The sequence below is a fragment of the Pelagerythrobacter aerophilus genome, from assembly GCF_003581645.1.
In the GTDB taxonomy this organism is placed as follows: Bacteria; Pseudomonadota; Alphaproteobacteria; order Sphingomonadales; family Sphingomonadaceae; genus Pelagerythrobacter; species Pelagerythrobacter aerophilus.
Genome location: NZ_QXFK01000009.1, coordinates 94,533 through 102,196 on the forward strand (window position 1 = coordinate 94,533; position 7,664 = coordinate 102,196).

4 protein-coding genes and 1 pseudogene are annotated in these 7,664 nt (G+C 63.2%); all 5 read right to left on the reverse strand.

The annotated features are described in order from the left end of the window. Positions 1-53 precede the first annotated feature (53 nt). Positions 54-2,045: a ParB/RepB/Spo0J family partition protein gene (locus tag D2V04_RS02550; protein ID WP_119511791.1), complete on the reverse strand. Its 1,992-nt coding sequence runs from the start codon at positions 2,043-2,045 to the stop codon at positions 54-56. Positions 2,046-2,418: 373 nt separating this feature from the next. Then, positions 2,419-2,781: a type II toxin-antitoxin system RelE/ParE family toxin gene (locus tag D2V04_RS02555; RefSeq protein WP_040379303.1), complete on the reverse strand. Its 363-nt coding sequence runs from the start codon at positions 2,779-2,781 to the stop codon at positions 2,419-2,421. Between the two features lie 3 nt (positions 2,782-2,784). Beyond that, positions 2,785-3,054 carry a type II toxin-antitoxin system Phd/YefM family antitoxin gene (locus D2V04_RS02560; protein WP_010240558.1) on the reverse strand — a complete coding sequence of 90 codons (270 nt, stop codon included), beginning with the start codon at positions 3,052-3,054 and terminating at the stop codon, positions 2,785-2,787. A 59-nt stretch (positions 3,055-3,113) separates the two neighbouring features. Further along, entirely contained in the window at positions 3,114-7,367 is a 4,254-nt protein-coding gene (locus tag D2V04_RS02565) for a strawberry notch family protein (RefSeq protein ID WP_119511792.1), read from the reverse strand. Positions 7,368-7,442: 75 nt separating this feature from the next. Further along, positions 7,443-7,664, reverse strand: a pseudogene (locus D2V04_RS02570) (toprim domain-containing protein); the annotation flags it as partial.

Consider the following 7,664-nt stretch of genomic DNA (forward strand, 5'->3'; position numbering starts at 1 on the left):
CGTCCCGATTGGGACGGGCCGCCCGCCGAGTGACCTGGACCTGTCAGGAGGGGTCAGGCAGCCTGCTCGGCAATCTCGTCAGTTGCGTCGTCCCTGACCGTTTCGTCGGCTTCGTCATCAATCAACACATCTTCCTCGAGATCGGCTGGAACGTCAGCATCGGTGAACCGCATTATCGAAGGAACCCAGGCCTGTGCCCGTTCCTTGACCTCAGCTTCGCCGATGAAGTTGCCGGAGAAGATACGTTCGGCAGCGCTCGCCAGCTCTGCTTTCTTCGAGGCAGCGTAGCGACTGACCAGTTCGGGACCACCGGCGGCATCGAGCGCTTCGAGCGTGCGGGCCTTGGCCACCCTGTCGAAGTAATTCGCCGCCGTGGGACGCCACCAATGCGCGGTCTCGATTTCGAGGAGCGAGCCGAGCGCCTCGTGCAGTGGCACCGAGCGTTCGCCTTCGCAGGCAAGGCTCGCGACAAGCGTGCGAGAGACCACATGGCCAAGCCAAGCCGAGCGCGCCTCGTCAGACAGTGCCCGGAACCTCGCAAACCGCTCGACGTCGTTTTCGCCAGCACGCCAGCTTTCATCGAGGGACCCGGTAAACTCCGCCAGAGCAGCGCTCGCCGGCGCATCCTTGGCTTCGAACCCGGCAACCGGGCCGGAAGCAACCGAGCCGACCAGCGTCGACGCTTTCTTGGCGCGCCAATCATGCCCATCAGCATCGGCGAGCGTGAAGACCATGAAGTCAAGCGCCAGTGCGGGATCGTTCGCGAGATGGATTGCCAGGATGTCGCGGCGCTGCATTGCGAGCTCGTCGAGAAGACGCTGCGACAGCGCGCTCCCCTTGGTCTTCACCGCTCCGCTTTCCTCGATGGCCTCGACCACACCTTCGTCGGCGACGACTTCGGTCTCGGTGTAAAACTGCGGGACCAGTGTCGGCTCGCCATTGCGCGAGAGGACGAGGAAGGCACCGGCCTCCTGTTTCAGTTCGTCGGCAAGCACAGGGGGACGATCATTGATCGCGCGCATGGCGCGGTCGATGACGACGAGTTCCTGTTCTGCCTTGGCGACCTGGTCCTCATCGCTGTCCTCGTCTTCGAGCACGGCGGCGACGCGGTCGTAGTCGGCCTCGAGCTCGCCGAGCTCCTGCACTTCCCGGTCGGTCATTGGCGCAGGCTCGCAGGGCAAGCGATTGAGGCCGTCGACAAGGTCATGACTGACATAGGTGCCAAGCGTCGGCCGAACCCAGGCAAGGCCATATTCGATCGCGACCTTTTCTGCGGCTTCTTCCATGGCCTTGTGTGCGAGGTCCTCGAGCAGCGCGACATCGATCCAGCTTTCGCTGGCATCGTCGTCGAACAGTTCGCGTTCGATCCGGCCACCCGCAGTGAGGTAGGCATCGCGTCCGACGAGAACCGCTCGCGGATCGGAGCCACGAACAGTTGCGTCGAGCACCATGCGGCGGATCGTGTCAGGCGTGATCTGGTACCAGGCGTCCTGCAGCTCGGCATAGACATGCGCTTGGCGCTCCACGTCGGAGATCGCGCCGTAGGCTTTGGCCATGTCGAGCGTAATCGTGCCTTCGGCGAGCGCTTCGAAGACGCAGGGTGCGAGACTTGCTAAGCGCAGACGCCCTTCGACGAATCGGACGGTGAGGCCGAAGCGGCGCGCCACGTCTTCGGTGGTAGCGCCTGCCTCGATGATCGCCGCGAAAGCCTGCGCTTCGTCGGCCGGGTTCATCGCGAGACGCTGGAAGTTCTCGGCAAGGCTGGCCTCGCGAACTTCGCTTTCCTCGCCTTCGATGACGAGGCAGGTGACCTCATGGCTTTCGGACAAGGGGCCCTCTTCGGCCAGTGCCTGCAGCGCGGCGAGACGCCGGCCGCCGGCCTCGACCTCGAACTTGCCGCGCTTTCCTTTGCGCACGACGAGGTTCTGCAGCAGACCGCGCGCACCAATGTCTGCCCGCAGCTGGAGGTCAGCCAGCACATCGCTCGACTTGCGAACGTTGCGCGGGCTCGGGACGAGCTTCTTCAAGGGAATCGACTGGATCATGGGTGTTCTCCTGATGGAATGAAGGCGCAGGTGAGGATCACGAGGCCCACAAGCCCAAAGGGCTCCCTCCACTCTCTTCAATGGCTGTGGCGACCATCTATACGACCGGGATGGGGCGATCAGGGATCGGCTGAGATCCGTCCATGAGAGCAGTTGTTCTCGATGCGCGAACTCATCCGCAGGCCAGTCAGCACCGGGCACAGGCAGATTAGTCGCCCGGACTTAAGGAAGGACGTGATCAGGCTCTGACGCTACGCGACACGGGAACTTGTCGATTCATTCAGTCACACGGAGGGGAGGAGAGGAAGGGAAACTAGGGCGCAATCGGAGGCAGCGCTCAGATTCATTCGGACCCTGACCTCTTTGGCGGAGCCTATGCCTGTCCGCTGCTGAGCAAGCGCTCTTCGAGAAGCGTCCGAAAATCCCGACGCGCATCAGCAATTACGAACACGGTCACCTGACCGGGTGCTGGCTCAGGCTGATACCCGTAGATGATGCGGAACGGAAAGCGCGACAATTGCCGAAAGTCGGTGATCCCGAGAGCCTCAAGTTCCGGTGGAACCGGTCCTTTCTCAGGATTGTTCACAAGGGAGCCGATAGACGCGACAAGGTCATCGAGCAGTGCGTCCGCACCATCGTCGCCATCCGGCCCGCGCTGCGTCAGGCGGCGCTGCCAGATACCCACCAGATCGCGCTCCGCACCGGAGGTGATCTCGATCGCTACAGCGGCCGCCATCATTCAGTTTGACTTACCTCGTACGCGATCCGCGAGGCCTGCCACCGGGCGGGTCCGACCGGCGGCAACATCGGCCTGTCCGAGCGCCAGAAGTTTAAGCAGAGCGAGCGTTTCTTGTGCGCGCTCGTAGCTGGCGACATCCTGCAGAACTGCCTTGGCTTCGCCATTCTGCGTGATGACCATTGGCCCGGCGCCATCTCCAATCTCCCGGATAATTTCTGCACTGTGGGCCTTCAGATAGCTGATCGGTTTGATGCGCTGGTCCAGTTTCATAGAACACCTTAGGACTGAATTTGGTCTCCATATAGACCCGATTTGGGCAAATGAGAAGTTCAAGACTTGATTGCGATGCTTTGGAGGGTCTCGCTTGCTCTCGGCGTCGGGACAAACAGCCGCGTGCGGTAGCGAATGATCTCGGTGAAGCAGCCCTTGTTCTTGTACCAGTCGAGGCGATCCGGCGAGAATCCGGTCAGTTCAAGGCGCTGTTCGCCGCCAACCAGCGAACGCTTCACTGTGAGTGGATCGTGGCTTGCGAGGCCCAACGGTTTGCCGCTGGCGAGGACGAGATCGCCGATCTGGTCCGGCGCCGGACCGGTAACTCCGGAGAGGCCAAAGGTCTCAGCGATCGCAGCGAGATCGATATCGAGCACTTCGCGGCCGATGATCGACTGACCGTCCTCGGCAACGAGCCGGGTGACGCGGACATGATCGCCCGGCAGACGTTTCCACACCGGGAGCAGCAGCCCGGTGGCGAGATGCACGCGCTCGGTCACCGGTGACTTGGCCGCTCGCTCTTCCTCGGCACGCCAGGCCCTCGTGAATGCGGTGACGCCAATTTCTTCCCAGTGGCTTTCAGCGAGTGCCTCGATTGTCCAGTTCGCGGAGTTGAGCGGGCGCAGAAGGCGTCGGCGTTCGATCACGGCCCCGTCGTCGGTGATGAGACGGCGGGTCGGAACCGACAGCGCGACCTTGCCCGAGCGCGCATTGCGCATCGGGATCGCGTGCGAACTGCCAATCTCGTGCATCCGCACTAGGCGCTTCAATCGCAGAGGCCGAAGGTGCCTCGTCACTTCGAGCGAGACGAGACGGGTCTCGGCACCGATCACAGGGTCTGTGCGCAGGAGTTCATCGGCGAGCACCGTGAAGCGATCGACCCTCACGGTTTCCAGTCCCTGATCAAGCGTTCCGGCTTCACGCGCAGCTTCGATCCGCGCTTCGACGAGACCAAGGTATTCGTCGAATATGGCGTTCTGGAGCGCGATCGGCAGCGCGAGAATGCGGTTGAGCCAGCGTTGGATCGTGGGGAGATTATCGGTCAATCCGCCATCGGGGCTTTCAAGTCGGAGGCCGGTCCGCTCGACGAAATTGCCGAAGCTCGTGGCCTCGAGCTTGCCGTCATAGAGCAGCTGGAACCAGCGGCTGAGCGCTTCGCGCGCGTAGTCGCTTTCGAGATTGTCGGCCGGGTCGAACAGGTTCTGTCCGCCGGTCTGGCGCTGGCCGCGCGTCAGCGCGCCCAATGCGTCGAGCCTTCGCGCAATGGTCGAGATGAACCGGCGCTCGCCCTTCACGTCGGTGGTTACCGGCCGGAACAGCGGGGCCGAGGCCTGGTTGGTGCGGTTGGTACGGCCGAGACCCTGGATGGCGTTGTCGGCGCGCCAGCCCGGCTCGAGCAGAAAATGGACCCGGCGCTGCTGGTTCCGGCAGCCAAGGTCGGCATGGTAGGATCGCCCCGTGCCGCCCGCATCCGAGAAGACCAGGATACGTTTGGTCCCTTCCATGAAGCTCTGCGCTTCGGCGACATTGGCACTGGGACTACGCCGTTCGAGACGTTGTTGACCATCGCGGCCCGATACCAGCCTGCGGGTCCGGCCCGTAACCTCGGCGACGGCCTCGGTCCCGAAATGCTCGATGATCGCGTCTAGCGCAGTGGCGATGGGCGGCAGCGCACAGAGCTGCTCGATCAGCGCGTCGCGCGCGGCGATGGCGCGCGGGCAGAAAACGGGATTGCCCTCCTCGTCACTCATCGCCTCGGAGCGAAGATTGCCATCGTCGTCGGCGAAGACCTGCATCAATCGCACCGGAAAGCTCTTGGCGAGGTAGTCGATGACATACTCGCGCGGGGACAGATCGATATCGAGCGCTTCGCGTTCTTCCACGCTAAGGTCGGCAAGGCGCCGGTCGAGCATGGCCTCGGCGGTCGAGACCAGCTGCACGACAACCGAATGATCTTCGCCAAGCGCCGCGTCCATCGCGGGGATGAGGCTCGGCAGTTTCATCGAGAGCAGGAGCTGGGCAAAGAAGCGCTGCTTGGTGCCTTCGAAAATCGACAGCGCCGCAGCCTTGGCGTTCCGATTGAGCGTATCGCCGCTGTCCTCGTCGACCACGCGGGTTGCTTCGAGCGCAGCTTCGAGGTTGCGGTGAATGATTGCCCAAGCATCGGCATAGGCATCGTAGATCCGCACCTGTGCTTCGGTCAGGCTGTGTTCGAGGATTTCGTGCTCGACCCCGGCGAAGGACAACGCACGGGCGAGATAGAGGCCCTGGGCCTTGAGGTCGCGGGCGACAAGCTCCATCGCCGCGACGCCGCCGGCGCGAATTTCGGTCATGAACGCTTCGTGGGTCGGAAAGGCGGTCTCCGGTCCCCAGAGGCCAAGCCGTGAGGTGTAACCGAGGTTGGCTATATCCGAGGCGCCAGTGGCGGACGCGTAGAGCACGCGGGCGCGCGGGAGATGGTTCTGCAGCCTTAGGCCAGCCATGCCCTGTTCGGAGCCCTTGACCTTACCGCGGGTTGAAGAGCCCCCAAGCGCATTGGCCATGGCGTGGGCTTCGTCGAAAGCTATCACGCCGTCGAAATCCTCGCCCGCCCAGGCAAGGATCTGGTCGAGCCGCGTATCCTCGGCGCGGCCCGAGCGCAGCGTCGGATAGGTGACGAAGAGAATGCCTTCGGACATCGTTACGGGCTGGCCGAGTTTCCAGCGCGAGAGCGGCTGGAGATCGAGCGGCAGCCCGCCAAGCGCTTCCCAGTCGCGGCGTGCATCTTCGAGCAGCGCCTCGTTCTTGGTGATCCAGACATGTCGGCGCTCGATTGCGAGCCAGCGATCCATGATGACCGCGGCGATCTGCCGTCCTTTGCCCGCTCCGGTTCCGTCGCCGAGGAAGAAGCCTTGGCGGTAGGAGTGTCCGTCCTCGGAGAGTTCCAGCGAGGTGCCTTCCTGGCTCACCTTGAACTGACCCGGAAGATCGCGCGCAAATGCCTGGGCAGCGTAGACCAGTGTCTCGCATTGCGCTTCGGACAGCAGGCCATCGGCCTGCCAACCTGCGGGAAGGCGCGGGCAAACATCGGGCTGCGGTGCCGCGACCGAACCCATGGCGACCGATTCCACGAGCGGGGTGGGATGGACCGGAGCATCTTCGAAGGCGATGCGGCTGGGCCGGTAAGGCAGGTAGATGCCTGCCTGTTCGGGCACAGGCGCGGGGTCGGCGAGGACCGAATAGGCAAGGTCGATCGCATTCGCCGTCGCTGCTGGTGTCGCGGCGAACGGCGCCACCGGCCGCACCGGCCCGCTTTGGGCCGAAGTCTTGCCAACGAGGCGCACTGGCTTGCCGAGAGGCAGGCGATGGATGTTGGCGGAGGTCTGTACGCGTGGCGGAAGCGCAGTGATAAGCTCGTGGAGCGAGATGAGGTCGGCAGTATCTCCGGTGATCGCAGGCGAGGACGCAGTCGGCGTCTTGTCGAACACAACCAGGCGAACAGCGATCCCCGTCCCTGTCCGGCGAAACATCTTCTGTAGCCGGACATCGAGGAGCAGCGACACTTCGTCCTGTTCCTTGGCGAAGGTGGAGGCGTCGAAGCCTTCAGGCATAATAGCGACGATCCTCGCCCGATTAGCAGCGGCCCGAATTGCACCGCGTAGGTGACGCATAGCGGTCTCACCGTCCTTGCCGCGTTCCAGGCTGTGAGCGAACGGCGGGTTCATCAGCACGGCAGACGGAACAGGGCCGCGAAGCAAGTCGGCGATGAGTTCCCCGTCATGCGCAGTGATGGTGGCCGTGGGGAAGACGTGGGCCAGACCGTCTCGTCTTGCCGGATCGATCTCGTTGAGAAGTAGCGAAGCGTTCTGGAGGGAACCCCAGAGAGCAAGGGCACCATTGCCTGCGGACGGTTCGAGGAGCGTATCTCGCGAAGAGACAGCTGCGGCCTTCGCCATAAGCCAGGCCAGCATCGGCGGGGTCGAGAACTGCTGGAGATCAACCTGCGCTTCGCTGCGAACATGCCGCGGCGGCAAGGCTGCTTCGAGCCAGTCGAACCGCGCTTCGGCTTCGTGTACATTCGTCGCCAGATCGATGCGTGAGGAGTCTCGAAGCCAGAGCAGCGCGCCGATCTCGACCGCGCTGTTGTAATCGTCGATCGTCCAGGCACCTCCCCAGTCCAGAACACCGGTCTCTTCGGCGAACAGCCCGGAAATGTCGGTACGGGTAAGATGACGTCCCGAAGCAAGAAGCGCGGCAACTCGGGTGCCGATGGCATAGGCCAAGGGCATGGACGGCAACTGCTCGCCAGCGGGAAACAGGTCTGATTGAAACATGGCAATTCGTCCTCCTGATGAAGGCATCGGGACACGCCCTCTGCCGGATCAGGAATTCGAGAAGCTCTCTCTCCTCTACCGCGCCGCTTTGCGGCGCAGCCATGCTGTAAGTTCATCGTTCCAGTCGGTGTCGCGTGAGGATGGTTTCCGAACGTGGATCGTCCGCCCATCGCGGGCATAAGCGGCCAGGCCACGCGACGCTGCCAGCTCGCCACCAGCATCGTGATCGACGAAGAGGTGAAGCTCGGTCACGCTCTCAGGCACGCTGACGAGACCGAAGCGCTCATTGCCCAGGGT